A 26,707-nucleotide genomic window follows, 5' to 3' on the forward strand; every position below is an offset into this window, starting at 1 on the left:
TAAAGATATTTAACATGAACATTTTGCTTGCAATGATCCCGGCTTTTTTTTGGGGGACAACTTATGCTGTTACTCAGTTTACGCTTCCGGACTGGCCTCCCGTTTTACTTGGTGCGCTAAGAGCATTGCCTGCGGGTCTTTTGCTCCTCGCAATAAAGCCATCTTTCCCGAAAAAGAGTGAATGGAAAGTGCTGCTTGTTTTAGGAACTATCAACATCGCTTGCTTCTTTGGTCTCATTTTTGTCATGGCGTTGACGCTTCCTTCTGCGATCTCAGGTGTCGGTATGGTATCAGTGCCCGTTTTTGCGATGCTGTTTGGCTGGGCAGTCTATAAGCGCCAGCCGAGCGCAATACAGGCAATAGGTGGAGCGACTTTGATTGCTTTGGCTTGGTTCTTATTTGATCCTAGCTCTATTTCGCTCAACCCTATGGGTTTGCTGGCGATGATCTCCGCCATCATGTGTATTGTGATAGGCAGTAGCGTAACGAAATCACTAGGAACGAAAATGCATTGGTGGACAGTATTAACATGGCAGCTCATTTTGGGTGGTGTGATTATGTCTGTCGCAACAAGCGTGCTGGCAATAAACAATCCAGAGCCATACGTTACGGCCGTTCAAAACTTATCAATGACGAACACCCTTGGGCTGCTGTGGGTGATCATTCTGAACACTGCATTAGGCTACGGCATGTATGTTTGGCTATTGCAGCGTATGTCGGTCGTTGACTTTACTTTTGGTGGCATTGCCAACCCCGTTGCGGGCATTGTGTCAGGTTTGCTGCTATTAGGTGAGACTTTCACCCCTCTCCAATACAGCTTGATGCTAGGGATGATTGTTATGTCATTGCTACCTCAATTAATCGCTTCATTAAAAACTAAAAAAGCCGCCCTTTCTTCCTAAGTAAAATCCTAACGCCCGATGCTAGAATCGGGCGTTCATATTCTCTGTAAACTCCGTTTGAATTCTAAGACTTCAACAGGTGTTTTATCGAACAGTGAACCCAAAAAGGTTCAGCAATAAAAAAGGTGCCGAAAGACACCTTTAATAATGAATACGCCCCATTATGCCTTGCTTTAAGTCATCACAAGGTTGTTAATAGCCTCTGGTTTAGCGTAGACATACCCTTGAATATGGTAAATAGAATGCTGAGCCAAATACGCGACTTGAGCCTCGCTCTCTACACCTTCTGCAATCATCTCACATTCCGCTTTCTGTGCTGCCGAGACAATAGAATCCAACACTTTCAATTTTTGGTCATCAGAGCCTATTGGGTCGATGAACATCTTATCCACTTTCAAGCATCGGATACCCAGATCTTGCAAATAAGAAAAGCCGCCATACCCAGTCCCAAAATCGTCAATTTTGAACTTGTAGCCTTTATTCGCCAGATACAAAATCTCTTTTTTCGCTGCCTCTGTATCTTTTACAGGAATTCGCTCGGTCAACTCAAAATGCACTCTCTTCGGACATGGCCAATTCAGTTCTGACAGTAACTTGGTGAGTTCACCTGACTCTAAATGGGAAGAAACAATATTGATGCTGACCCACACATGCTCAGGTAACACACTAAGATCTTGTATGATTTTACGAATAAGCTGATTCGTCATTGGGACAATCAGACCACTTTCTTCTGCAGCGCCGATGAACATGTTTGGGGGCACCATACCCTCACGGCGAGACCACCGAATCAGTGCTTCATACCCCACTGTTACACCATCACGGCTATCGACAATCGCTTGGTAATAAGGGACAAATTCCGCATTATTAATCCCATTCTGGATCAAGCCTTTGATAGACTTTCTCAAGCTCTTACTGGACACATATACAAACGCAAGAGCCAGCCCCATAAGCACACTGGCTAGGCCTCCCCATAGAAAGACTCTTTCCTGAGCATAGCTCTTCAGTTTCTCGCCACTGTGTATTTTGATGAGCATATTGGCTTGAGAATCAGCCGAGAAGAATAACTCCTTTGAAACTGCCGCTTCTTCTGCTGCAATGGCTGGTTTTCCTCGACTTATTGTTAAATCTCCAAATACAGGCTCATCATATATAAACTCGACGAACAAACAGTCTTCACAAGGCGTTTTGATCACTTCTTTAACCCAACTATTATCGAGAACCCAGACAACTTCAACATGTTCATTTTCATAAATGACCATCCACTCAACTTGATCTTGGTGTTCCGGTAAAATAAGTGATACAAAAAAGTTTTCGCCAAGCTGAAATCGTTGCGCATTGGATAAATGAGATACTTCACGACCAATCGTGGAGCATGTTTTACCGTCACTCGTTTCCATCGCAATAAAACGGATGTAATGGTTATAAAAACGTGGGTCGCGTAATGTTCTAACATCACTATTACTGCACGTGAAATCTAACTGCGCAACCTGCTTTACAATCGCCTCATCCAAATACATGGATCGTTGGTGTAAATAATCGACATAGGTGTCTATTTTAGTCTCTTTGATATAGCTGATGTAAAAATTGGCTATTGAATTAAAAGCCACAACAAAAACTGCAATGGGAACTAGGCCAAGCAAAATGGCATTTCTTGTTATCTTCGTAATCAAAGCTCCTCCTAACGTTCAGCCAAACAACTTAAATTAAAGAGTGACATGAACACTATCTCACGTTTACACACCAAAAAGTGAGGATCGAATCTCAATAAGAAGTATAGAAGTGCAAGGCTTGCCACAGAAAAAATGAGAGTACTGCTGCATATCCAAGATAGCAACTCTCTTGAATGAGACTTACCGACGATAATCGCGAGAAAAGAGGGGCTTATGCTCAACATAACCAATGTATAAAACGACTTTTTTGCCATCCAATGACTTGCCACAGTCACTAACTTTCTAATTGACCTTTGGAAGCACTAGCAACACACTGCATGATAAAATAGGAAAAGCTACTTAGAGCTTTTTACCAGCATTACAGGCTTATCGACCAGGGAGGGTCATGAAATGAAATTAGCTCAATTAAATATTGCGCTTGCTAAATACCCTTTGGATGCACCAGAAATTAAAGAGTTCGTAGACAATTTGGACTTAATTAATGGTATAGCTGAAGAAAGTGAAGGCTTTATCTGGCGTCTAAAAGACGACTCCGGCGATGCAACAAGCATTAAATTATTTGATGACCCGAACATGATTGTAAACATGTCTATTTGGGAAAGTACTGACTCACTTAAAAACTTTATGTTTCGTACCGGTCATAGAGATTTCATGCGCCGAAAAAGCGAATGGTTTCATCGTTTAGCGGAGGATAGCTATGTTCTGTGGTGGGTAGAAGACGGTTATATACCAACACCACAAGAAGCCTTGTTACGCCTTCAGCATTTGCGCGAAAACGGAGATACGCCATTTGCTTTCACATTTAAAACAAACTTTACAGAAGCAGATCTTGTGTAAAGTACGTGTATAACAAAAAATCGCGTTCAAATTTATACTGACTATAAGGTTAATTGGTGTGAATCACTGTCAGTTCTACCGACTTACTCGGAAAGGCGGGCAAGTGAACGCATAAAATGCGTTCACTTGGTTTATCGTTAATAGGGTGTTCTATTTCAGAAATAAAGTTCATTCGTGCTAAATTTACGGTACCATGCACAATTGACCAAATTGTAGTTATTCATGATTATACCAACTAAGACTCCCTCTCCCCTGCCCTCTGATGTATCTTGCTCTAACTGTAAGGCTTGTTGTTGCCGTCTCGAGGTTATGATTATTTCTGATACTGGCGTACCTGAAGAGTTTATTGCGCGTGACCAGTATGGAGGCGAAACAATGATGCGGCTAAATGATGGTTGGTGTGCAGCTTTAGACAGAGACACATTAATGTGTACGATTTACGAAAATAGGCCTTGGATTTGCCGCGAATTCGAAATGGGCTCCAATGAATGTTTAGATGAGCGAGTTAAATTCTTGTAAAACCACTCAAATTTACACTGATGGCAATGCGGAGTATTTGTAGAGGGTGTGCAAAGGAAAAATAAGGTGTTTAAATCTGAGTATCAACAAATTATGGATACAAAAAAGCCCACCGTTTGGTGGGCTTTTTCTAAAATTTGGTGGGTCCGGGCGAACTCGAATCGCCGACCCCTACCATGTCAAGGTAGTACTCTAACCAACTGAGCTACGGACCCAAATTTTTATGTTCCTATCCATTCAATTCAGAATGGTGCGTCCGAGTGGACTCGAACCACCGACCCCCGCCATGTCAAGGCGATACTCTAACCAGCTGAGCTACGGACGCATTTCTCTGGAACGACGAGGATATTAGCTATAAGCGAACGACGGTGCAAGCACAAATTTACCAACTTTGAACCGTTTGGCGAAAATGTAAACTCAACACGCGTTTTCAGATGATTTTATCGACAAGGACTGAGCCTGCAGGGTTTAAAAGTGTGATCTATATAACTTTTTCACTTAATTGTCGTAAGGCACTTCACTGAGCATCCAAATCTGTAAGGTTTGCGATACCTTAGGGCAAGTACCAAACAAAATCTGATATTTAGGTTTAAATGGTTCGCCGATATAGGTTGTACGGATCAACTCTCCTGTTTTGACGTCCACTTGAGTGCTCACCCTGCCTTTGAAGTTTTGAAATATAACAAACTGCTCACTGTGGTAAACCATTTGCTCTCGGTAAAACAAGAAATGATCTTGGGGTGTCTCCGTTAACTCACACTCCAGTGGTTTCAAATTAGGTATCGCACTAACATTAGATGCGATGAACAACGCTGACAAAATCCATCCGTATCGCATATGGCTTCCCTATTCTGCACTCTTTTTCAAAGTATAGGTCTTGCCTTGGGGACTGATACAAAAAAGGCTTTGATTATCTCGAATCAAAGCCTCATCCGTTTTGCTGTTCAACTGTCGTCTTTAGTCGTCCGAATCAAACACCACATTGTAATTCTCGGTGTAAGTACAATTTGGTTGGCGGCTGCAAGTAAAGAAGCGTCGACCTTTGAATTCACCTTGGCTTGCGGTTTTAATGATCATCGGACTGCCGCATTTTTTACAAAAGCGTACTTCCTTGTCAGGCTCAATCAAATCAATGTGTGCAGCAAGCAAACGACGTAATCGCCCGACTTGATAACTGTGCTTTACAGAAGCGCCGATTAAAGGCAGGTTGGCCGTCTTACAAACATGAATCAGTAACTTTTGTCTTTCTACCTTGCCCTTGCTTAACTCTTGCCCGTTATCCAATTCAACGATCACACGCGGCTCTAGCGTCCTAGGATCACAAATAACGTAATCAAAATAACTTCGAGATATGCGATTGTTCGCGACAAAAAACTGCTTCTTATTTTTGATTTCTTTTGGCGTAACCAAACTGGACATGTTTACTTTCGCGAATACCACCGCATGTTCACCTACCGCTGCCCTCAACGCATTATAGAATGCGCTCTCTTGCCCCCTGAGTAGCGGTCCTTTCGAGCGATAAGGATAATCACGCGTGTCGTCGTGCTTAATCACGTACTTTTGAATAACAAAGAAGAATAAAACCAGAAGAACAACAATGATAAAAATGTTGGTCATAAATAAAGTGCATCCAAAACAACTCGTTACTCAAAGCGTAAATGGAAATGCTATGCAGAGCAACAAAACCTCGCAATTTTGAGGAGCCACGACGATAGCGAGAAACAGAAAATTTGGATCCCCAATAAAAACGAGCCAATCACACACTCGGATTGGCTCGTTTAAATTTTGTTAATACATTATGATGCTAAGAATCAACTATTAGCGTCTGGCTGATTCTCTGGCATCGCATCAATAAATGCAGGCAATTGATTACATGCTTGTACAACAGCGTTAATGGTTGGGTAAAGAGAAGTATCTACACCAAAGCGTTGTGCGTTATAAAATTGTGGTACCAGACAAATATCGACAATAGATGGCGAGCTTGTCAGACTAAACTTACAATCACCATTTAGTTTACGATGCTTCTGAAGTTTCTCTTCTAATGCTGTAAAACCTTTGTGAATCCAGTGATGAATCCAAGCGACTTTGCGCTCTGGCTCGCAAGCTAACTCCCCCTCTAAATACTGTAGAACTCTCAAGTTATTCAGGGGATGAATCTCCATTGCAATATCCTGAGCCAAAGCTAGTGCTTGATATCGTAGCGGCGTTTGCTCGGGGATCACAGTGACATCCGGATAGCGTTCTTCTAAGTATTGAATGATGGCCAGTGACTGGGTTAACTGAACCTCCCCATCCACCAGCACAGGAACCAGTTCAGAAGCGTTTAACTCATGGTACTCGTCACTGTGTTGTTCGCCACCATTGCGCACCAAGTGTACCGATTTTGAATCATACGATAACTCTTTAAGATTCAAACAAATACGCACACGATACGCCGCTGAAGACCGCCAATATCCATACAAAACCATGCTATCGCTCATATCGTTTCCCATCTGGCGCTCTTAATGCTTGAGATATTGACTAACTTGTTGGTCAATCGAGCCAAAGATGTTGTTGCCATCCGCATCGAACATTTCCAGTTTGATTGAGTCGCCAAACGACATGAAGTTAGTCGACGGTTTACCATCACGAATGGTTTCAATCATGCGAACTTCCGCGATACATGAATAACCAACACCACCCTCCTCAATCGAAGTGCCATGTTCCGTTCCCTGCTTGTTGGATACCGTACCTGAGCCAATAATCGCCCCAGCAGATAGCGGGCGCGTTTTAGTCGCATGAACAATTAAGTCTGCAAAATCAAACGTCATATCGATACCCGCATTTGGGCGACCAAACGGCTTGTGGTTGTATGTCGAGACCAATGGTAAATGCACTTTGTTTTCGTACCACGCATCGCCTAATTCGTCAGGTGTTACTGCCACAGGAGAAAACGCAGAAGAAGGTTTAGATTGGAAAAAGCCAAACCCTTTAGCTAATTCTGCGGGAATTAGGCCACGCAGTGAGACATCATTCACCAGCATGATCAAACGAATCGACTCCTGAGCCTCTGCAACACTTGCGCCCATTGGTACGTCACCAGTTACCACAGCAACTTCGCCTTCGAAATCAATACCCCATTCATCGCTGGCAAACTCGATGTTGTCACAAGGACCAATAAAGGCATCAGAGCCTCCTTGGTACATCAACGGATCCGTCCAAAAACTTTCAGGCATTTCAGCGCCGCGAGCTTTTCTAACCAACTCAACGTGGTTTACGTAAGCACTGCCATCAGCCCACTGATAAGCGCGAGGAAGCGGCGACTCGCAGTAATGCGCTTCAAACTCTTCATACCCCGCGACCGTACCGTTGTTCAGTGCGACGTACAGCTCTTCCAGTTGCGGTGCTAGCGCATCCCAGTTATCAAGTGCCACCTGCATCGTCGCTGCCAAATTCATTGGGTGGAAAATTTCTGTCGCAGGTACGCAGCGCGTTAAGTCTTTGCTCACGACCATCAACAAACCGTCACGAGTGCCATTTTTCTTGGTTGCTAATTTCATCCTTGCCTCTTACTTCTCTTGCCAGCTATAGACGTATTCTTTGTTTTCTACTTTTTCCAGTTCATCCGAGAACTGAAGCGCGTGGCGCGTATCTATCATCACCGCGACTTCGTCGGTAAAAGTCTTCTTATGCTCTCGCCCTGCTTTGAAAGCTCTCGGGTGAGGACCATGTGTAAAACCTGCTGGATGGAATGTCACCATACCCGCTTCAATGTTGTCACGACTAAAGAAGTCACCTGCATGGTAGAACAAGACTTCGTCATAATCGTCATTGTTGTGATAGAACGGTACTTTGAGCGCTCCGGGATCACTTTCAATCGGACGAGGAACAAAGGTGCACACCACAAATCCTGCTCCTACAAATGTAGTATGTGCAGAAGGCGGTAAGTGGTAACGATGTGACATAAGTGGACGAATATCACGCCAGTTCACTTTTACTACCGCCAAATCACCATGCCAGCCAATCGCATCCAACGGGTTGAATGGGTAAGTGATAACACTGACTTTATCGTGGCGTTTCACCTGAACCTGTGTTTGATTCTCAGAATATTGAGCACGGAACTGATCGTTGATCGACGGCGTTTCCAAAACCGCTGGATCAAACACCGCGTGGTTTCCAACCATGCCTTTTTCGGGCAATGTATAAGCCGCATCGGTGTTTTCGATCATCAGAATGAACATCGGCTCGCTTGGCTCTAAACGCCAGCTCGTTGAGCGTGGGATCATGACATAATCCCCTTCGCTCACTTTCAAATGACCATAATCACAGTAGAGATCTGCCGTACCTTGGTGGATGAATAGCAGTTCGTCGCCATCAGCGTTTCTCACCAAGAAGTCCATTTTTTCATCCATACGCCAAACACGAACTTTACAATTCGCGTTGTGTAATAGATGCGGGACTGCCCAAGGGGTAATGTGGCTTGCTTTCTCGACTAGATTAAAATCGAATGCTCGTGGACGTAGCTCGCCCTCCCACTCAGACCACCCCGTTGGGGCATGTTGATGATGAAAATGTGTTGCGGGGCCAAAAAAACCACTTCGACCTGCCTCACGTTCATAAATTGCCTCTTCCGGGAAGTCAGCATGCGCTTGTTTAGAGCACACTCCCTCCCGGTGAGGGAATGTGATCCATTTATGCATCGCTCAATACTCCTCGGCGAATTTGGTCTTCTTCTATCGATTCAAACAACGCTTTGAAGTTACCCTCGCCAAAGCCTTCATTGCCTTTACGTTGGATGATTTCGAAGAACACAGGGCCGATAACGGTTTGAGTAAAGATTTGTAGCAAGATGCCATCTTTCGTTGGCGCACCATCAATAAGAATCTGCAAATCACGAAGCTTGCTTACATCTTCACCATGGCCTTCAACACGCTGATCGACTTTCTCGTAATAAGTATCTGGCGTTGGCATAAAGTCCATGCCTCGCTCACGCAAGGTTTTGACCGTTTCGTAGATGTCGTCTGTGGTCAATGCGATGTGTTGAATACCTTCGCCATTGTATTCACGGATAAACTCTTCAATCTGCGATTTATCATCTGACGACTCATTGATAGGAATTCGGATTTTGCCGCAAGGTGCGGTCATCGCACGGCTGACAAGACCAGTCAGCTTACCTTCGATATCGAAATAACGAATTTCGCGGAAGTTACCAATGCGCTCATAGAAACCAGACCAGACATCCATGTTGCCTTGCTTAACGTTGTGCGTTAAGTGGTCGATTTCGTAAAGACCAACATTCGCTTTTGATAAACGCTCATCAGCATCATCATAAAAACGAAAATCGACATCATAAATGCTCTGCTTTCCATAACGATCGACAAAATAAAGCAAGCTTTCACCGATGCCATAAATAGCAGGAATGCTAAGCTCCATCGGCCCAATTTCCGTTTTATATTCTTTACCGCCATTCTCTAACGCATGCGCCAGAGCAACGGTGGCGTCTTTCACACGAAATGCCATGCCACAAACCGACGGACCGTGAACTTTGGCGAATCCCTCAGCTTGGCTATGCGGCTGCGCATTCACAATAAAGCTAATGTCACCTTGTCGATATAACCATGCTTCTTTTGAGCGATGCTTTGCGATTTCCGCAAAACCTAACGATATAAACAGATCTTTAAGCTGTTGAATGCCTTTGTTGTCTGCAGCGGTATATTCAACAAACTCAAATCCGTCTGTTCCTAGTGGGTTATATGCATCAACCATGACTTTCTCCTTGTCTCAGTAGCTTTTGTTTAGACTTATTTTTCTAACTTGGCGCAGGTCTTGAGAAATTGGAATACGTGGGGAGAAATCTTTACCTTGGCGATTTTTACGCATAATTGTAAAATATATGTTACACACAGGAGGCGCGTCGAATCCACTTTCGTAAACATCAAATAAACTGCTTATTTTCAATATATTAGATTGATATTTTCGGCTTTACGTCAACACATAAAATGTAAATAACTTGTTACTTTGGCATTTTATCTTGGCAACGTAACTCAAAAAGTAAAAGGGGATGGAAAATCTATTGCACCCTATCTCTATCCGATTTATTCATTTGCTCCTGCAAAACATCAAAAGTAATGTTTCGTGACGCTTCATACAGTTCGAAAGGCTCATCGGTCAGAATCGTGTCATGGATACCCCTTTATTGATTCACCTCAGTTTTATTCAAAAGTAACTGTGCCATAAGTGGTGCTCTGTTCCCTATCGAGCCGAGCCACAAGGCTTCACGCTCGATCAGAAAAAGAGACATCTAATGACACACATCAATCAAGAACGCTTAGTTGAACATTTTTGCCAACTAGTACGTATCGACAGCGAATCAAAAAACGAAAAACAAATTGCAGAAACACTGGCAGAGCAGCTAGGCGACCTAGGCTTTACCGTGCACAAACTTCCAGTGCCTGAGCACATTTCTAACGGCTTTAACCTGTACGCCCGTTTAGACGGCAAAAAAGACGGCTCTATCCTAATGAGCTGTCATATGGATACGGTCACTCCAGGTATTGGCATTGAGCCAATCATCGAAGACGGCGTTATCCGTTCAAAAGGCAATACGATTCTTGGTGGCGATGATAAATCTGGTATTGCTGCCATCATGGAAGCCGTTCGTTGTATTCAAGCGGAAAACCGTGAGCACAAAACGTTAGAGCTTGCTTTTACCGTGTATGAAGAAGGCGGTTTATTCGGTTCACAATACTTCGATATGTCACACGTCACTTCAACGGAAGCAATCGTGTTAGATACGGGTGGTCCTATTGGCACTATTGTGACCGCAGCCCCAGGCCAGCAAAAAATCGTGGCAACAATCAAAGGTCGACCAGCACATGCAGGGCTTGCGCCAGAAGAAGGCATCAGTGCGATCATGGTGGCGGCAGATGCTATCAACCAAATGAAGCTGCTTCGCATCGACGAAGAAACGACAGCCAACATCGGTATAGTGAACGGCGGTCAGGCCACAAACATTGTCATGCCTGAATTAAAAATCGTGGCAGAAGCACGCTCCCTGAATGGTGATAAACTAGATGCTCAGGTCAATCATATGATCTCAACATTAGAGTCTGTCTGTGAAAAACACGGTGCAGAAGTCGACATTGAATCTAGCCGAGCCTACGATGCATTTGTTATTGAAGAAAACCACCCACACGTTAGCGCTATAAAAGCGGCGTTTGCAGAGTTGGGAATTGAGGCTTTCACAAAAGGCACTGGCGGCGGTAGCGATGCTAACAACTTTAACAAGAAAGGTCTCACAACGGTCAATCTTTCAACTGGCATGGCAAAAGTACACACGACAGAAGAGTTTATCGCGGTAAGTGATATGGTCAAAATCACTGAGTTCGTAAAACATTTCCTAGTCAGTTAACGTCGTACCTTTTGAAGAGCAGACGAACTACCCTCCCCTTTTAGCGCGCGCTTGAAGGGGATTTTTTATTTGCGCGAAACAAAGCCTACCCCGTAATGCAGACTTAACACCAGCTCCATATCAATCCCCCCCAGCTCACTTTTTGAGACCAAATAGCCCAACATTTGGCACCCTGTTACAACATTGTTAAAACTCGATTGTGTGGACAATTTATACAATATACATTTCTAGCATCTTTCAGGATGAAAAGAGTGAGACAAGGATGAAATTACCTAAGTTGCTTTTGTTAGCGTCGATGATGAATCCAATACTGGCAACATCAAGCTATGCCGCGCCGTATCCCGCAGGTGTGACCCTCGATGAGACACAGGAAATTACGCTAAACAATGGGGCTGAAGTTACTTCTATTGACCCAGCCAAGCAAGCCGCAGAGCCCGCTTTTAATCTCGGCCGAGACCTGTTTGAAGGTCTGGTAATTCAAGATAAGCAAGGTAAAACCATTCCTGGTGTTGCTGAGTCTTGGTCAATCAATGACAACAATACGGTTTATACCTTCCACTTACGTGATGCAAAATGGTCAAATGGCGAAACGGTCACTGCGCAAGATTTTGTCTACAGCTGGCAACGCTTACTGAATCCAAGCACTGCTTCACCGTACGCTTGGTTTGCCGCCATTCCAAATATCGAAAACTCGCAAGCCATTATGAAGGGCGAATCCGATCCTGAGTCCTTGGGCGTGAAGGCGCTGGATGAAAAAACGTTCCAGGTAACACTCGAAGCGCCTATTCCCTTCTTTACGAAACTATTAAGTCATCCCGTGCTTGCACCCGTTCATAAAGCGACCGTAGAAAAACATGGCAACCGCTGGACCCAGCCTGAGCATATCGTTACAAATGGTGCGTTTACTGTCTCTGAATGGAAAGTTAACGAAAAAATGGTGATGGTTAAAAACCCACATTACTGGGACGCAAGCAATGTAGTGCTGGAAAAAGTCACCTAGCTACCAATTGGTGATGCAAACGTAGTGCTAAACCGCTACCTAGCCGGTGAGATAGACCAAGCGGTTTCCATTCCTGCCGCTCAGAAGAAAAAGTTAATTCAACAACGCCCACAAGAAGTGGCAAGCACCAGTGCGTCTCTTGGCTCCACATTCTATTACCTCAACACTCAACAAGGACCAACAAAAGACGTGCGGGTCCGTAAAGCCCTCTCATATGCCATTGACCGTCAACTGTTAACGAGTGCTATTTTGAGAAACGGTGGGGTTCCAATGTATACCCTTGTGCCACCTCAAACAGATGGTTTTAAATCTCACACTCCTGAGTTCGCAACTTGGAACCGCCATAAACGTATCGAAAAAGCGCAGCAATTACTGTCAGAAGCTGGATACGATAAAAGCAATCCGCTTAAGTTAACGTTTACCGTACCAACTTTCTCGATGGACGTAAAAATGGCAACGACCATGGCAGGTATGTGGAAAAGCCGTTTGGGTGCGCAAGTCACAATAAAACAGCTAGAACCGAAAGTGTTCTACGCACTTAAAGAGCCGACCGACATTACTCGCGGCGGCTGGACGGCCGACTACAATGAAGCCTCTACATGGTTGGATATCTTCATTTCTAGTGGCGAGTACAACGATTCTCGTTACAACAACCCGCAATACGACGAGTTAATGGCTCGATCAAAGACCATGAGCAATCCATCAGAACTGTATCTACAAGCAGAAAGCATGCTGATTGAAGACATGGCCATTATACCTATTTATCGTCCGGGTAACGATCAATACCTCATCAAGCCTTACGTGGGCGGCTACGAACTGACAAACCCTGAGTCGTCGTACTACCGCAAGAATGTCTATGTAAAAGCCCACTAAAAGCATGTTTTCGGTCTGAGTCGGCAAGTTCAATGTTTACTTGTCGTTCCTCATATCTCTCGGTGGAGAAGGCAACCTGAGCTCAGACCATTTTTTAATCATAACCGTTCGAAGTGATTTCGGATGACCAAAGGATGATGGATCATGATTTGGTACATTGTTAAGCGATTAGCTATCGCTATCCCCACGCTTCTATTCATCGCACTCGTATCATTTTGGCTGATGCACATTGCACCAGGGGGACCATTTGATATGGAACGGCCTATGCCAGAAGTGGTACGTGCGAATATCGAAGCAAAATTCCATTTGGACCAGCCCTTCCTTACTCAGTTTTGGATTTACATTGGTAATTTCATACAAGGGGATCTCGGTCCGAGCTTCGTTTATCAAGACTTCAGTGTTACACAGCTCGTCGCACAATCATGGCCAGTTTCAGCAGTATTAGGCGTACTCTCTTTTTGTATCTCCGTTCCACTTGGCATGTTACTTGGCACCATTGCGGCATTGAACCGAAATAGCCGCCTAGATTACGGCCTGATGACACTTTCGATGACAGGAGTTGTGGTTCCAGCTTTCGTGCTTGCTCCGGTTTTAGTCATGATTTTCGCTATTCAGCTTGGCTGGTTCCCTGCTGGTGGTTGGGAAGGAGGAAAGCTGGCTTTTCTTGTTCTTCCCGTGCTCAGCTTAGCGATTGGCTCCATTGCGAGTATTGCACGCGTCATGCGTGGCGCAATGATTGAAACGCTCAACCAACCATACATTCGAACGGCAAAAGCCAAAGGTTTGTCCACAACCTACATTTTATTCCATCACGCTTTGCGACCATCCCTGATTCCCGTCGTTGCGATGCTCGGCCCTGCGTTTGTGTCTGTTGTGACAGGATCGGTGATTATCGACATTTTCTTTGGTACAGGTGGCATGGGACAACACTTTGTGTCTGGGGCTCTCAACCGCGACTACGGCCTAGTAATGGGTATTACTCTGATTGTCGCTTCACTCACTATCTTCTTTAACCTTGTGGTCGACTTGCTATACACGATTATCGACCCTCGTATACGCGTTTAGGAGTCCGGCATGTTAACGATCAAAAAACTGGATACACAAGCTCTTCAAGATCAAGTCGTCGACAATATTGAAGCCGTCGAAGGTCGCAGTCTTTGGCAAGATGCATGGACTCGATTTCGTAAAAACAGAGCCGCGATGACATCAGTGTATGTTTTGGCGTTCATTACCTTATGCATTACCTTCGGCCCCTCTCTTGCCGCTTTTGGCCATGATGAAATTGACTGGGAAATGCTCATCGATCCATACGAGCTAGGAAAACCTTCACTGAGCAGTGGCCATTACTTTGGTACTGATGACCTCGGGCAAGATGTCTTTGCTCGCACGATGCAAGGCGGCAGGCTTTCTATTTTGGTAGGTTTTGTTGGCGCCTTAGTCGCCGTTGTTATTGGTACGATTTGGGGAAGTATTTCCGGCTATCTTGGCGGCGTTGTCGACAGCGTAATGATGCGCATTATTGAGGTGCTCGATTCGGTGCCATTTATGTTTATGGTTATCCTGTTTGTTACCCTTTTTGGCAACAACATCTACCTGATTTTTATCGTGATCGGAATGGTATCTTGGCTGGGCATTGCCCGTGTTGTACGTGGTGTCACCTTCGGTCTCAAAAAGCGAGAGTTCATCGAAGCCGCACACTCTATTGGGGTTTCTAAATTGACAATTGTCCGACGCCATGTTCTGCCGAATGTGCTTGGGATCGTGATGGTTTATTCCTCCTTAATGGTACCAGGATTCATTATGTTCGAATCGTTTTTAAGCTTCTTAGGGCTTGGTGTTCAACCACCCGACACGAGCTGGGGAATCCTAATTTCCGAAGGCGCAAAAACGATTGACGTTGCATTGTGGATGCTGCTTTTTCCATCTCTGTTTTTAGTTGCCACCCTCTTTTGTTTTAACTTCATCGGCGATGGCTTACGTGATGCTCTTGACCCGAAAGACCGATAAGGACAAACCCATGCTATCTATTGAAAACATGAACGTGCGCTTCGATACGCCAGATGGGCAAGTGCAAGCGGTCAGTAATCTCTCCTACTCGATTAAAGCGGGCGAAACTCTTGGGATTGTTGGGGAATCAGGTTCGGGAAAAAGCCAGTCTGTTTTCGCATTAATGGGGTTAACCGCGGACAACGGCGCCGTGTCTGGCAGCGCGATGTTCCACGGTGATGATTTACTCGCGATGTCGAAAAAGCAGCTCAACCGCATCCGTGCAGAGAAAATCGGAATGATCTTTCAAGATCCGATGACGTCACTCAATCCATTCATGAAAATTGGCAAACAGCTTTGTGAAGTTCTCATGATTCATAAAGGAATGAGCCGAAAACAAGCAAAAGTTGAATCGATTCACATGTTGGATGCGGTGCGTATTCCCTCTCCCGAAACTCGGATGAATCAATACCCTCACGAGCTATCTGGCGGAATGCGTCAGCGAATCATGATAGCGATGGCGTTGTTGTGTAAGCCCAAGTTGCTAATTGCAGACGAACCAACCACCGCGCTGGATGTGACCGTTCAGGCTCAAATTTTGACGCTATTACGAGACTTACAACAAGAGTTCAACACGGCTATTTTACTGATCACTCACGACATGGGCGTCGTCGCCGAGATGTGTGATCGCGTATTGGTCATGTATGGTGGTCAAAAAATGGAGCAATCCGATACCGAGACATTGTTCGCTCAACCTGCGCACCCCTATACTCAAGGCCTGCTAAAGGCTATTCCTTCTATCACTGAAGATATGCCACGTTTACCAACCATCCCAGGTAACCCACCAAGTGCGTTGATTAACCATAAAGGGTGTCCGTTTAGAGAGCGGTGCGAGCATCGAGAGACGCGTTGCCAATACGAAACCCCACGGTTTTCTCCATTAAACACGAGCCAGTCCATTGCCTGTCACGTTAACGCACCCAGTGTTATCACTCCTATTCAAATAAAAGCTTAAGGAGGCGTTATGAATAAAAAAGAAGTCCTCATGTCTGCTCGTGATTTAAACGTCCACTTTCCTGTGTCGCGTCACCTTATTCCAAGTCGACGTAAAATCGTGAAAGCGGTCAATGGTATCGACTTAGATGTTTATCGAGGCGAAACACTTGGCATTGTGGGGGAATCAGGCTGCGGAAAATCAACGCTTGCACGCGCCTTACTTCGCTTAATTGAACCTACACATGGCGAGTTGACTTGGAAAGGTCAAGACATGCGCGGGTTTAGTAAGAAAGAGCTTTCCTCTCGACGTAGAGAATTTCAGATGGTGTTTCAAGACCCATCCGCTTGTTTGAATCCGAGATTAACCATCTCAGAATGCATCGCCGAACCACTGCTCACCCACGAGCCACAACTTAAACGGGCAGAGGTAGAAAAGCGTGTCATCGCTATGATGGATAAAGAGGGTCTCTTGGCGAGCCAGCGAAACCGCTATCCACATGAATTTTCCGGAGGTCAATGCCAGCGTGTGGGCATTGCAAGAGCGTTAATTCTCAATCCAGATTTGGTCGTGTGTGATGAACCTGTTAGTGCGCTAGATGTATCCATACAAGCTCAGGTCATCAATCTTCTAGACGATCTTAAACAAGAAATGGGGTTAACACTGGTGATGATTGCGCACGACTTAAGCGTGGTGCGCCACATCAGCGACCGCGTTATGGTGATGTATCTTGGTAAACCTATGGAAGTAGGACGTTACGATAAAGTATTTGATGATGCTCAACACCCCTACACTAAAGCACTGTTATCTGCTGTCCCGATAGCTAATCCGCAATTAGCACGTGACCGCGAGATACAACTATTGCCCGGCGATCTCCCTTCTCCACTTAACCCACCGAGCGGTTGCGTTTTTCGTACTCGATGCCCAGAAGCCACAGAAGTATGCGAGCAACAGAGCCCAATAAAAACAGGCTCGGAGCAGCATCATATCTATTGCTCAAATATAACTTTAGGAACCATTTAATGAACAATACTAACTCAGTAAACCAACGCCTTACGTTATTGCGTGAGGCAATGTCCTTTCACAACGTGTCTGCATATATCGTGACCAACAATGACTCGCATAACAGCGAATACTCAGCGGATCATTGGTTAGCGCGAAGCTGGATTTCAGGTTTTACCGGCTCAGCAGGCGATGTCGTCATTACCCAACAAGGTGGTGGCCTGTGGACTGATGGTCGTTACTATATTCAAGCTGAAGAACAGTTACACGGGACAGGACTTGAACTGTTTAAAGCCAAACAACCAGAAACGCCGACAATTGCCAAATGGCTGGCTACCACGCTCCCAGAAAACAGTATTGTCGCGGTTGACGGGCGCGCCATCAGTTACGCTTTTTATCAAGGCCTCAAACAAGCCTTTGAAACGAAAAGCATTAAGATCATTCTCGACCTGGATTTACTCACACCGATTTGGCTTGAACGACCACCTCGCCCAAGTGCTCCCGTATTCGAGCACCCCACCGCTTTTGCTGGCGTTGACACAGAAAATAAGTTAGCGAGAATCCGTTCTTGGTTAACCGAGAACCAAGTAGATAGCTTATTAGTGTCAACGCTAGATGATGTCATGTGGACAATGAATATTCGAGGTGGTGATACGAATTACTGCCCAGTTTCTGAAGCCTATCTAATCGTAGAGCAATCACTTGCGACGCTGTTTATTGATAAAGCCAAACTGCCTCAAGACGTTGAAAAGTCGTTGACCGAGCAAAGTGTACACATTCGCCATTACAACTACGTAAGTCAGTATTTGAATCAGCAATGTGAGGGATTATCGCTCGCTTTTAGCCCGACCCACACAGACAGCTTATTGGTGAGTTCGATTGAACGGAATGTGAATCTAAAGCCAATGGCTTGCCCTGTAACGGCAATGAAGGCCATAAAAAATGCGACCGAGCTAACTAGCCTAGAACAGGCATTAACAGACGATGGTGTGGCAATCGTAAGGTTTATGAACTGGCTAGAAGAGCAAGTTCCAAGCGGACTCGTTACAGAATTGTCTGCTGAGGCACAACTGAATCACTATCGCCGTCAAACCCGACATTATGTAAGTGACAGTTTCCGCACTATTGCAGGCTTCGCAGCTCACGGGGCAAAAATGCATTATGCCGCCGATGAAGAAAGCAATGCAGTAGTCAATGAAAGCAACTTCTTTCTCGTCGATTCTGGTGGTCAATACCTTGGCGGGACAACAGACATCACCCGTACTTTCCACTTCGGGTCACCGACCATTAAGCAGCGCAAAGATTATACCTTGGTGCTCAAAGCGGTCATCCGACTGACTCAGACTCGATTCATGAAAGGCTCTACGGGTGCCAATCTTGATATCATGGCGCGTGGCGTCTTATGGCAACATGGTATTGATTACAAGTGCGGCACTGGACACGGCGTGGGCATTTGCTTGAATGTTCACGAAGGCCCACAAAATTTCTCGCAAAGCCACCGCGAGGTTGAGCTAAAACCGGGTATGGTCATTACTAATGAACCAGGCGTGTATCGCGAAGGTGAGTACGGAGTAAGAATAGAGAACATTCTTAAAGTTGTAGAAGTAGAACAAAATGAGTTCGGCACGTTCTACGGTTTTGAGACCATCACTCTTGCTCCAATTGCGACCAACGCCCTTGATTTATCAATGCTAGATCAAGCAGAGCTAGACTGGCTCAATCATTACCATTCACGTGTCTATCAAGCGCTTAGCCCTTTTCTTTATGCGCAAGATAAAAACTGGCTTCAAAGCACAACCCAACTTATTGAGAAATAGAATATAAGCAAGTTTTATAACGTTTTCATTTTCATCTCAAACTCCTTGTTTGCCAGCCTTCGGGCTGGTTTTTTTATAGAGATAACGGCGTGAAAAACAAAAACGCCCCGCAATGTTAGCGAGGCGATCAATTAAATTAAAGTGATGCAGTTAAAATGCCCTACTGACGACACTTCTGAGCATCAAAATCAACGACGATGGCGGCATTCTCAAAGTCACCAGATACTTTAATGTAGCCCCAGTAGTTACTCTGATTTGACAACGTAATACACTCTCCATTACCAATATTATCTGACCACCCGTGAAGATTAGTACCATCCGGCCAACCAGAGTTACTGTATTCAAGCTTTAGGTTGCCCGTACCGTTCCCCGTCGTTATCGCCAGATTTGAGCTCTCATTCACCGCTGGCACGCTCAGCCAAATGGTTTGTTGATTTGCCAAGCAAACGGGCTCTCCTGCTGTTAGGCGCCCACCGCTTACTTTACTTTGCACCGCGCAGTCTTGTGGCAATGTGTCATTACCGCCCAACGTTGAGATAACAACACTATGAGTGGCGGTTGCCGTCAAGCCTTCACTGTCTGTCACACTTAGACTGACCGAATACTCCCCTTCACTCCCATATTGGTGCGTCGGCTTGGTTTGTGTACTTGTCGAGCCATCACCGAAGTCCCATAAGACGCTGACGATCTTCCCGTTTGGGTCTGTACTGTTTTCACTGCTAAATGTAATGCTTTCACCGACTTTCCCCTTGTTGTTTGCGGTTATGACTGCATTAGGTGCACCATTTGAGACAAGGGCTTGCTGCCACTGCTCAAACTCACTTTGATATAAATTCGCCCATTGGGTGATCGTTGCTTTGTAATAGCTCCAATTCCCTTGGCGTGTTTCCACCAGCATTTGGTTTACGTCATCTTTATGATTTTCAAACATAAAACGTACAGCTAAGTACCCCCAACGATAAATTCGATCGACATCAAACCCATCATAAGTAGTCTCGAAAATCTCACTTAAGGTATATGTCGAACCGTCTAGAATCGTCTCAAGTGCTGCTTGGTTGTCATTTTCTTGAGCGACATACTCTGCAATGCCTTCACTCCACCACACTATTCTTTCAGTTGGATGACTAAACCCTCCATAGAGATCAAATCGACCATCTAAGTAATGCACGTATTCGTGCTCTAAGTTCCAGACAAAGTGATCCGCGTTCGCATAAGAGGCTTCATAAGCAATAAAGTTGGGAATATTCCCCGGCTGGGAAGGATCACCCTCCAAGTACATACCGCCATTGTCAGTACTAATATCGAAAATTGGCCCTGCGTACTTACCATAATCGGTGCTTGAATCGAAGATATTAACTTGGAGCTGAGTATTGTGGTCATCTTTTACTGGCTGTTCACCAGTTTCTAATGACTGATGAAAGTAACCCTCTTCGTAACCCATTTTAGAACATGCGGCCGCGTGTTGCTCTTGCGTCATATTCTGAGACAAAATTCGGATTGTCGGGCTACAAGTATAAGTTTGCGATAGCACCAAGCCTTTTAGCTCAGTTTCGAAATTACAAATTCCGAACTCACTACAATCTGCGTAATATGAGGCGGTGTCCGCCGCCGCAAGCCAAACCGCGTCACCCCGACCATACATTTCATACTGTTCAAAGATTCGACTCAGCTGACTCTTAACAACAGAACTCGCGTTACCCGTATACTTGGTCAGACGCCCGAGCTCTCGCCCCGCATTCGCGGCCATAAACTCATCTTCAGCACCGATTGATGACGCCCTTAGAGCAAAATCGCCTAAAGCTTTGGCAAGGTCTGTTTGGTTACCAATTACTTGCACAAATTGCTCGTTCCACTGCCCACCAAACAAAATAGTGAAAACACCGTTAACCGCATTGCGCATATACCAGTGCTGGGCGTATTGATCATTCCAACGTGTAAGCCACTGGGTCACTTGCGGTAAGTACGCGTGCTGCAAGCCCGCACTATCCATAGTGATGATGACCTCACTAAGCACTTTGCCGTGACGGTCGCTGTTCTCGTAGAAGTTTGCGTTATTAACAAACGCATCCACTGATTCTTTCACCGCTGGTGTGACCCATTCAATAAATGAGATGTTGTCATTGTAAAACTCGGCGTAATAACCCGCGCGTAAGTATAAGAACAACGTTTCGAGTTCATCGCTCCCGCCACCCGTATACCCCTTCGCCAACGTCGTAGTGTGCTTAGCGATGTTGTACATATGATCGGAGCTAAATACCGACTCCTGAACCCGACTTTCAGCAGAGAATAACTGGTTCACGCACGTCGCGCCCTGACTTAAAATTTCGCTGATCAATTGGTTACTGCTTTCGGTAACCAATGCCTCCAAATCACAAGCAGTGCTCGACTCATCAAGGCTTTCAAGTGACTGTACTCGAGTTGCCTTGGAGGGCTGAATAGGGAGAGTTGCGGTTGGTTGGTATTCAACTCGATTGGATTCAACACCGTGTGTATGAGCCGAATGTGCATGATGCTCTGTAACTTGAGAAACTGGCTCGTTTAACGCAAATACGCCAGTGCTGGTTAATGTTGTCGCAATCGCGACACTCAAAATCTTCAGTTCCATCTAATTTCTTCTATATTGAGTTTTCCTTAGATGCATTACGTCTTTTGCATCGCCACTGCCCTTATTACTGCAAGAGCATCTCCATATAATCTACTCGCAAGACAAGAAGAAACATTTTGTTAACAACCGAATGTGGCGGTATCAGTTTTTAGTACTTGAGTTGCCGTTGCACGAGCTTGCCAGAAATCGATTTGCTTTAGTAATATTTATCAACTAGTTGTTTATCTTTCCATTCAAATATCTTTTATTGCTCCTCACAAAAGCGATAAAATGGTTTCTTTTCTTTTTGCTAAACAACTCCTATGACCGACGCTGATATTGAGCTACAACACCTTTGGTTAGAAGTCCAAGCCGAACGCTGGCAAAACCTGCCACGCTTTTTATTCAGTTACTACTGCTACAAGCACAACCTTGTCAGTAAAACCAACAAAGTTTGCTGGGAGACGGCACGTGCAAGACTGCCCGCTTCAACATCAATAAAAGAGCGAAAAAACGCGGTGGTTGAACCGTTAGTCCCTGAGGAAGCCGTCGTTGGATTATTGAAAACCATCAGCAAAGATGGGGAAATGACGTTTGACGTGATGGGAACCACACTTGATGCGTTTTTACACTATGTTGTGATTAGCAAGGAAGAAAAAGCCCGACTTAAACCAAACATGCCAGCTAGTTGGTATCAGCAATCGAACAAGTCGCCTTTGGCACGTTTCGAGCAGGCTGGCATTAAGCTACAAGAGTGACATGTCAGTCATCGCTGACGATAAACACAAAAGACAAGCGCCTACAATGAGGCGCATTTGGTCAAAAATTGAGGAGCCCCTAAACAAAAGTGCATAGCGAGCAACAAAGAAAAAGTTTGGTTATTCTTGAATGCCTCGAATGCGTACATTACGCCTACGTAGAACTTCTAAAGTCACGAGCAAACACACCGACATAAAAATCAGCAACGTAGCGACCGCCAATATGGTCGGACTAATTTGCTCTCGAATTCCTGACCACATCTGCCTCGGAACGGTTTTTTGTTCTGCCCCAGTCAGGAATAACGCCACCACAACCTCGTCGAACGATGTGCCAAAAGCAAACAAGCCGCCAGAAATCATCCCCGGACGAATCAGCGGAAAGGTAATGTGTCTGAAAGTATAAACAGGGTTTGCTCCTAAGCTAGCCGCCGCTTTTACCAGGCTATGATCAAAGCCGCTTAAGGTCGCAGTAACGGTAATGACAACAAAAGGCGTACCTAACGCGGCGTGTGCCAAAATGACGCCTAGATAAGTTTGTGATAAGCCAAGGCGTGTGTAGAAAAAGTACATCGCAGCAGCAGAGATAATGACTGGTACGATCATAGGTGAGATCAACAGCGCCATAATCGTATTGCGAAAAGGCAAATTACTACTGGCTAAACCCAACGCCGCCAGAGTTCCTAGCCCTGTTGCAACGAGTGTCGCCATAAAAGCAATGAACGTGCTGTTTTTCAGCGCCAACAGCCACTGATCACTAGTAAACATTTCTTGATACCAGCGAGTAGAATACGCTGCCGAATCAAGGTTTAGCATCCCCTCGGTAAAAGTAAAGTAAGGCGTTGCATTAAACGATAACGGGATGATGGTCAGAATTGGAGCGATTAAAAAGAACAGCACCAACCCACAAAAAACTAAGTAACCTGCGTAAGCGACTCGCTCTACTTTTGATGCATAGTTTGGTAATGCCATGGTTATCCCCCTACCTTAAGGTTATTCATACCAACCACACGGTTGAATATATAAAACAGAACCAGTACAACGAACAAAAGCAGTCCACCCAATGCGCCAGCCATCCCCCAGTTCAGTGATGTCTGCATATGATAGGCAATCATATTGGATATCATCTGTCCGCTTCTTCCACCAACCAAAGCGGGCGTAATGTAGAAACCAATAGAAAGAATGAAAGTGAGCAAGGCCCCCGCACCTATCCCCGGTAACGTAAGCGGCATATAAACTTTGATGAACGCAATGAAAGGCGTCGCGCCTAGAGAACGAGCGGCACGGAAATAAGTTGGGCTAATTCCTTTCATTACGCTGTATAGAGGCAGGATCATAAACGGCAGCAGAATGTGAACCATAGACACCACCGTTCCGAAGGTATTGTGAATCATCTGAATTCGTTCGGAAGTAAAACCCGACCAAATAAGGAGATCATTAATGACCCCTTGGTTTTGCAGCAGAACAATCCAAGACGTGGTTCTGACTAATAATGACGTCCAAAATGGCAGCAGCACAATGATTAAAAGTAAGTTCGCGCGCTTATCAGGTAAATTGGCAAGCAGGTAAGCAACGGGGTACGCCATCACCAAACAAATTAAGGTGATTGAAATAGACATCCAAAAAGTTTTAAAGAAAAGGTCGACGTATATTTGGCGTTTTTCTGGTTGGGGCTCAATGTCTCCAAACTCATTCACTTGCAAGTCTAGCGCAGCAAGATAATGACTGAATGTTAATGCGCCACTAAGATTCTTAAACGCCGCCCAATATTTAGGATTAGCCCATCGCTTATCCAGCTTAGCCAGCTGTGTCACCGAGCTCGGCAGCGACGTCAAACGAGACAACTTTCTACCTGTTTTCATCAATAAGCTGCGCATACCAGACACTTCAATATTCATTCGGCTGGCTATTTTCGGTAGCTCTTTGCTTTGATAAAGCGCAAGTACTTCAACAGAGAATGCCTCAATGACTTCTTGATGAGGCTGACCTTGATAATCCCAACTTTCTAAGGCTTGAATAGTTTGTGGTAGTGACTGGGATATTTCTCGGTTATCCACGCTTCGATAAAGCATATCGAGGATAGGAAAAGCAAACGTAAGCAGAATAAAACACACCAATGGCATTGTGAGCATGATGGAGCGAAGCTTTTTTCGGCGCTCTGCCTTTTGCAACTGCGCTTTCAGATTGGTTTCTTGTTGATGAACTTGACGTTCGATTTCCAATACAGAATCTAATGCGGTTAGCTCTCGACTCATGCTGCTACCTCGCTACTTTGAGTTTGTGTCCCATCAAGAGCATGGCAATCGTCACTTTGCCAACCAATACGACAAATTGAGCCAGGCGTTAACTGCAAGTGTTTACGATTATCGTTAGGTACTTTAACGATGAAGTGACCAACGCTCTCTACTTCGACGACCAGACGATAATGATCACCGTGATAAATCAATTCTCGTAGGACGCCTGAGACTTGGTTCTCACAAGACGCTTTCTCTGGTTGAATAACAATCTTTTCTGGTCGAATGGAAAGTGTTGTCCTCTGCCCTTGCTCAGAGACTCTGACAGGTTTCGCAGTAAATAACTCTTTCCCAACGAGCACTTGGCAATACTTTCCGTTCCACTCTTTGACTAAACCTGAGAGTTGGTTGTTTTCTCCAATAAACTGCGCAACAAACGTATTACTCGGAGATTCATAAAGCTCGGTAGGTGTCGCGAGTTGTTGCACTTCGCCGTGATTAAAAACCGCAATACGGTCGGACATAGTGAGAGCTTCGTCTTGATCGTGCGTCACATACAAAATGGTGATGCCAAGCTTTTCATGCAAATGTTTAATTTCCATCTGCATTTGCTCACGCAGCTGCTTATCTAATGCGCCTAGCGGTTCATCCATCAACACGAGTTTAGGCTCAAACACTAATGCTCGCGCTAACGCAACACGCTGTTGTTGACCACCTGATAACTGCTTCGGGTATCGAGTCGCAACATGCTCAAGCTCTACCATTTCTAATACACTCTGAACTTTGCTTAGAATCGTGTCACTGTCGAGTTTTCGCACCTTTAAAGGAAACGCAAGATTCTCGGCAATGGTCATATGTGGAAACAACGCATAGTTTTGAAACACCATACCGATATCGCGCTTGTGCGGCGCGAGATGATTAACGGGAACGCCATCGATATAAATGTCTCCACCGGTCGCGGTTTCAAAGCCCGCTAGCATCATTAAGCAAGTGGTCTTGCCCGATCCTGACGGCCCCAACATAGTAACGAACTCTCCAGGAGCAATATCTAAGTTGAAGTCTTTCACCACCAAATTCGTGCCATCGTAGGTTTTCTTAACGTGTTGAAAGCTGACATAGTCCTTGTTTTCCGTGCTCATGACTTCCCTCTTCTCATTTTTTGAATATTACGAATGAGTAGAGCGTCAGTTAACGCTCTACTAAACAGCACAATTACAGATTGTATTTGGATAGGTCTAAGCGGGTTTCTAACGCATGTTCAACCATTTGAATGACTTGTTGACGCTCTTCACCTTGTAAAAGTTGGCGTGGCGCACGAACTTGTTCAGATCCACGTCCGCAGACTTGCTCGGCCAGTTTAATGCACTGAACCAGCGTAGGAATGGTGTCTAAACGCAGTAGCGGTAAGAACCAACGGTAGATTTCTAACGCTTCAGCATAACGACCTTGGCTTGCCAGTTTATAAATCGCGACGGACTCTTCTGGGAATGCGTTGGTTAAACCAGAAATCCAGCCGGTCGCGCCTAGCATCAATGATTCAAGAGCGATGTCATCAACACCACTGAACACGGTAAAGCGGTCATCAAATTTATTGTAAAGCTCAGTGATACGACGAGTATCAGTGGTCGACTCTTTAATAGCTACAATGCTTTCAAACTCAGCCAGTTTCGCCATGATATCGAGGTTTACATCGACACCATAAGCAACCGGGTTGTTGTAAATCATGATTGGCATTTCTGGCGTTGCTTTTGCTAGCGTGCGGTAATATTCGAACGTTTCGCTCTCAGACGTGCGGTAAACCATGGCAGGCATCACCATACAACCATCGATACCAATTTTGTACGCATCCTGCATGTAATCAACAGCTGCTGTGGTAATAGACTCTGCTGTACCAGCAATCAAAGGCACACGGCCATTTACGACTTCGTTTACCGCTTGCAAGACCTGGCGTTTCTCCTCCGGGTACAACGCGCAGTTCTCACCGACGGTACCCAAGCAGATAATGCCATTCACACCATCTTTAATCTGGTTGTCTATAACGGTTTGCGTTGCGTCTAAGTCGATTGACTGATCTTGACGAAATTGCGTACTGACCGCCGGATAAACACCTTTCCAATCAATTTTCATGAACTACTTTCCTTATA

22 protein-coding genes, 2 tRNA genes and 1 pseudogene are annotated in these 26,707 nt (G+C 45.1%); 11 read left to right on the forward strand and 14 right to left on the reverse strand.

Features of this window, described 5'->3' with window-relative positions:
- Window positions 1-14 precede the first annotated feature (14 nt).
- On the forward strand, window positions 15-902 hold the full coding sequence (locus FKN16_RS04390) for a DMT family transporter (RefSeq protein WP_170902088.1): 888 nt from the start codon (window positions 15-17) through the stop codon (window positions 900-902).
- Window positions 903-1,075: 173 nt separating this feature from the next.
- On the opposite strand, the gene FKN16_RS04395 is transcribed toward FKN16_RS04390, so the two are convergent.
- Entirely contained in the window at window positions 1,076-2,572 is a 1,497-nt protein-coding gene (locus tag FKN16_RS04395) for an EAL domain-containing protein (RefSeq protein ID WP_170902089.1), read from the reverse strand.
- Window positions 2,573-2,962: 390 nt separating this feature from the next.
- Here FKN16_RS04395 and FKN16_RS04400 point away from each other — a divergent pair, with 390 nt between their 5' ends.
- Window positions 2,963-3,409, forward strand: coding sequence for a DUF3291 domain-containing protein (locus FKN16_RS04400; RefSeq protein WP_046874876.1), 447 nt, complete (start codon window positions 2,963-2,965; stop codon window positions 3,407-3,409).
- A gap of 222 nt (window positions 3,410-3,631) precedes the next feature.
- Entirely contained in the window at window positions 3,632-3,928 is a 297-nt protein-coding gene (locus tag FKN16_RS04405) for a YkgJ family cysteine cluster protein (RefSeq protein WP_074191235.1), read from the forward strand.
- A 138-nt stretch (window positions 3,929-4,066) separates the two neighbouring features.
- Here FKN16_RS04405 and FKN16_RS04410 read toward each other — a convergent pair.
- From FKN16_RS04410 to hppD, 8 genes are all read right to left on the reverse strand, one after another.
- Window positions 4,067-4,143, reverse strand: a tRNA-Val gene (locus FKN16_RS04410).
- A gap of 33 nt (window positions 4,144-4,176) precedes the next feature.
- A tRNA-Val gene (locus FKN16_RS04415) sits at window positions 4,177-4,253 on the reverse strand.
- 173 nt (window positions 4,254-4,426) lie between these two features.
- Window positions 4,427-4,765 carry a hypothetical protein gene (locus FKN16_RS04420; protein WP_005377830.1) on the reverse strand — a complete coding sequence of 113 codons (339 nt, stop codon included), beginning with the start codon at window positions 4,763-4,765 and terminating at the stop codon, window positions 4,427-4,429.
- Window positions 4,766-4,885: 120 nt separating this feature from the next.
- The gene (locus tag FKN16_RS04425; RefSeq protein WP_134646748.1) at window positions 4,886-5,545 is read right to left on the reverse strand and encodes a DUF2726 domain-containing protein; all 660 of its coding nucleotides are present in this window, start codon (window positions 5,543-5,545) and stop codon (window positions 4,886-4,888) included.
- A gap of 194 nt (window positions 5,546-5,739) precedes the next feature.
- The gene (gene maiA / locus FKN16_RS04430) at window positions 5,740-6,408 is read right to left on the reverse strand and encodes a maleylacetoacetate isomerase (protein ID WP_139060207.1); all 669 of its coding nucleotides are present in this window, start codon (window positions 6,406-6,408) and stop codon (window positions 5,740-5,742) included.
- A 21-nt stretch (window positions 6,409-6,429) separates the two neighbouring features.
- On the reverse strand, window positions 6,430-7,467 hold the full coding sequence (locus tag FKN16_RS04435) for a fumarylacetoacetate hydrolase family protein (RefSeq protein WP_170902090.1): 1,038 nt from the start codon (window positions 7,465-7,467) through the stop codon (window positions 6,430-6,432).
- Window positions 7,468-7,476: 9 nt separating this feature from the next.
- Window positions 7,477-8,607: a homogentisate 1,2-dioxygenase gene (locus FKN16_RS04440; protein WP_170902091.1), complete on the reverse strand. Its 1,131-nt coding sequence runs from the start codon at window positions 8,605-8,607 to the stop codon at window positions 7,477-7,479.
- Window positions 8,600-9,673 (reverse strand): 4-hydroxyphenylpyruvate dioxygenase, encoded by a 1,074-nt coding sequence (gene hppD / locus FKN16_RS04445; RefSeq protein WP_005377835.1) that lies wholly within the window; start codon window positions 9,671-9,673, stop codon window positions 8,600-8,602. Before hppD ends, FKN16_RS04440 begins: the two co-directional genes overlap by 8 nt.
- Before the next feature lie 538 nt (window positions 9,674-10,211).
- Here hppD and FKN16_RS04450 point away from each other — a divergent pair.
- The 7 genes and pseudogenes from FKN16_RS04450 (at window position 10,212) to FKN16_RS04480 (ending at window position 18,990) form a co-directional block, all read left to right on the forward strand.
- Window positions 10,212-11,318: a M20/M25/M40 family metallo-hydrolase gene (locus FKN16_RS04450; RefSeq protein ID WP_170902092.1), complete on the forward strand. Its 1,107-nt coding sequence runs from the start codon at window positions 10,212-10,214 to the stop codon at window positions 11,316-11,318.
- A 262-nt stretch (window positions 11,319-11,580) separates the two neighbouring features.
- Window positions 11,581-13,191 (forward strand): annotated as a pseudogene (locus FKN16_RS04455) (peptide ABC transporter substrate-binding protein).
- Window positions 13,192-13,335: 144 nt separating this feature from the next.
- Window positions 13,336-14,256, forward strand: a complete 921-nt coding sequence (oppB, locus tag FKN16_RS04460) for an oligopeptide ABC transporter permease OppB (protein WP_005377838.1) — start codon at window positions 13,336-13,338, stop codon at window positions 14,254-14,256.
- A 9-nt stretch (window positions 14,257-14,265) separates the two neighbouring features.
- The gene (locus FKN16_RS04465; RefSeq protein ID WP_145532198.1) at window positions 14,266-15,198 is read left to right on the forward strand and encodes an ABC transporter permease subunit; all 933 of its coding nucleotides are present in this window, start codon (window positions 14,266-14,268) and stop codon (window positions 15,196-15,198) included.
- 10 nt (window positions 15,199-15,208) lie between these two features.
- Window positions 15,209-16,192 carry an oligopeptide/dipeptide ABC transporter ATP-binding protein gene (locus FKN16_RS04470; RefSeq protein WP_170902093.1) on the forward strand — a complete coding sequence of 328 codons (984 nt, stop codon included), beginning with the start codon at window positions 15,209-15,211 and terminating at the stop codon, window positions 16,190-16,192.
- Between the two features lie 9 nt (window positions 16,193-16,201).
- Window positions 16,202-17,194 (forward strand): oligopeptide/dipeptide ABC transporter ATP-binding protein, encoded by a 993-nt coding sequence (locus FKN16_RS04475; protein ID WP_170902094.1) that lies wholly within the window; start codon window positions 16,202-16,204, stop codon window positions 17,192-17,194.
- Window positions 17,194-18,990 carry an aminopeptidase P family protein gene (locus FKN16_RS04480; protein WP_170902095.1) on the forward strand — a complete coding sequence of 599 codons (1,797 nt, stop codon included), beginning with the start codon at window positions 17,194-17,196 and terminating at the stop codon, window positions 18,988-18,990. The genes FKN16_RS04475 and FKN16_RS04480 overlap by 1 nt, the downstream gene beginning before the upstream one ends.
- A 160-nt stretch (window positions 18,991-19,150) precedes the next feature.
- Here the strand turns inward: FKN16_RS04480 and FKN16_RS04485 are convergent, their stop codons facing one another.
- On the reverse strand, window positions 19,151-21,595 hold the full coding sequence (locus tag FKN16_RS04485; protein ID WP_170902096.1) for a collagenase: 2,445 nt from the start codon (window positions 21,593-21,595) through the stop codon (window positions 19,151-19,153).
- Between the two features lie 302 nt (window positions 21,596-21,897).
- Between FKN16_RS04485 and FKN16_RS04490 the strand changes: the two genes are divergently transcribed.
- Window positions 21,898-22,332, forward strand: a complete 435-nt coding sequence (locus tag FKN16_RS04490; protein WP_150918561.1) for a hypothetical protein — start codon at window positions 21,898-21,900, stop codon at window positions 22,330-22,332.
- A gap of 120 nt (window positions 22,333-22,452) precedes the next feature.
- On the opposite strand, the gene FKN16_RS04495 is transcribed toward FKN16_RS04490, so the two are convergent.
- From FKN16_RS04495 to FKN16_RS04510, 4 genes are all read right to left on the reverse strand, one after another.
- Window positions 22,453-23,301, reverse strand: coding sequence for an ABC transporter permease (locus tag FKN16_RS04495; protein WP_005393492.1), 849 nt, complete (start codon window positions 23,299-23,301; stop codon window positions 22,453-22,455).
- 2 nt (window positions 23,302-23,303) lie between these two features.
- Window positions 23,304-24,584, reverse strand: a complete 1,281-nt coding sequence (locus FKN16_RS04500) for an ABC transporter permease (RefSeq protein ID WP_170902097.1) — start codon at window positions 24,582-24,584, stop codon at window positions 23,304-23,306.
- Entirely contained in the window at window positions 24,581-25,702 is a 1,122-nt protein-coding gene (locus tag FKN16_RS04505; protein ID WP_170902098.1) for an ABC transporter ATP-binding protein, read from the reverse strand. The genes FKN16_RS04500 and FKN16_RS04505 overlap by 4 nt, the downstream gene beginning before the upstream one ends.
- 73 nt (window positions 25,703-25,775) lie before the next feature.
- A complete protein-coding gene (locus tag FKN16_RS04510; protein ID WP_170902099.1) occupies window positions 25,776-26,690 on the reverse strand; it encodes a dihydrodipicolinate synthase family protein in 915 nt (304 codons plus the stop codon).
- Window positions 26,691-26,707 lie beyond the last annotated feature (17 nt).

The sequence above is a fragment of the Vibrio sp. 11-4(1) genome, assembly GCF_013048625.1.
GTDB lineage: Bacteria > Pseudomonadota > Gammaproteobacteria > Enterobacterales > Vibrionaceae > Vibrio > Vibrio diabolicus.

What these genes read in the sequence shown, in the direction of transcription:
- FKN16_RS04465 (WP_145532198.1), top strand. Translation starts at nt 14,266, where the DNA reads ATGTTAACGATCAAAAAACTGGATACACAAGCTCTTCAAGATCAAGTC.
- FKN16_RS04405 (WP_074191235.1), top strand. Translation starts at nt 3,632, where the DNA reads ATGATTATACCAACTAAGACTCCCTCTCCCCTGCCCTCTGATGTATCT.
- FKN16_RS04400 (WP_046874876.1), top strand. Translation starts at nt 2,963, where the DNA reads ATGAAATTAGCTCAATTAAATATTGCGCTTGCTAAATACCCTTTGGAT.
- maiA (WP_139060207.1), bottom strand. Translation starts at nt 6,408, where the DNA reads ATGAGCGATAGCATGGTTTTGTATGGATATTGGCGGTCTTCAGCGGCG.
- FKN16_RS04470 (WP_170902093.1), top strand. Translation starts at nt 15,209, where the DNA reads ATGCTATCTATTGAAAACATGAACGTGCGCTTCGATACGCCAGATGGG.
- FKN16_RS04495 (WP_005393492.1), bottom strand. Translation starts at nt 23,301, where the DNA reads ATGGCATTACCAAACTATGCATCAAAAGTAGAGCGAGTCGCTTACGCA.
- FKN16_RS04505 (WP_170902098.1), bottom strand. Translation starts at nt 25,702, where the DNA reads ATGAGCACGGAAAACAAGGACTATGTCAGCTTTCAACACGTTAAGAAA.
- hppD (WP_005377835.1), bottom strand. Translation starts at nt 9,673, where the DNA reads ATGGTTGATGCATATAACCCACTAGGAACAGACGGATTTGAGTTTGTT.
- FKN16_RS04440 (WP_170902091.1), bottom strand. Translation starts at nt 8,607, where the DNA reads ATGCATAAATGGATCACATTCCCTCACCGGGAGGGAGTGTGCTCTAAA.
- FKN16_RS04420 (WP_005377830.1), bottom strand. Translation starts at nt 4,765, where the DNA reads ATGCGATACGGATGGATTTTGTCAGCGTTGTTCATCGCATCTAATGTT.
- FKN16_RS04510 (WP_170902099.1), bottom strand. Translation starts at nt 26,690, where the DNA reads ATGAAAATTGATTGGAAAGGTGTTTATCCGGCGGTCAGTACGCAATTT.
- FKN16_RS04450 (WP_170902092.1), top strand. Translation starts at nt 10,212, where the DNA reads ATGACACACATCAATCAAGAACGCTTAGTTGAACATTTTTGCCAACTA.
- FKN16_RS04500 (WP_170902097.1), bottom strand. Translation starts at nt 24,584, where the DNA reads ATGAGTCGAGAGCTAACCGCATTAGATTCTGTATTGGAAATCGAACGT.
- FKN16_RS04475 (WP_170902094.1), top strand. Translation starts at nt 16,202, where the DNA reads ATGAATAAAAAAGAAGTCCTCATGTCTGCTCGTGATTTAAACGTCCAC.
- FKN16_RS04485 (WP_170902096.1), bottom strand. Translation starts at nt 21,595, where the DNA reads ATGGAACTGAAGATTTTGAGTGTCGCGATTGCGACAACATTAACCAGC.
- FKN16_RS04425 (WP_134646748.1), bottom strand. Translation starts at nt 5,545, where the DNA reads ATGACCAACATTTTTATCATTGTTGTTCTTCTGGTTTTATTCTTCTTT.
- FKN16_RS04490 (WP_150918561.1), top strand. Translation starts at nt 21,898, where the DNA reads ATGACCGACGCTGATATTGAGCTACAACACCTTTGGTTAGAAGTCCAA.
- FKN16_RS04480 (WP_170902095.1), top strand. Translation starts at nt 17,194, where the DNA reads ATGAACAATACTAACTCAGTAAACCAACGCCTTACGTTATTGCGTGAG.
- FKN16_RS04435 (WP_170902090.1), bottom strand. Translation starts at nt 7,467, where the DNA reads ATGAAATTAGCAACCAAGAAAAATGGCACTCGTGACGGTTTGTTGATG.
- oppB (WP_005377838.1), top strand. Translation starts at nt 13,336, where the DNA reads ATGATTTGGTACATTGTTAAGCGATTAGCTATCGCTATCCCCACGCTT.
- FKN16_RS04390 (WP_170902088.1), top strand. Translation starts at nt 15, where the DNA reads ATGAACATTTTGCTTGCAATGATCCCGGCTTTTTTTTGGGGGACAACT.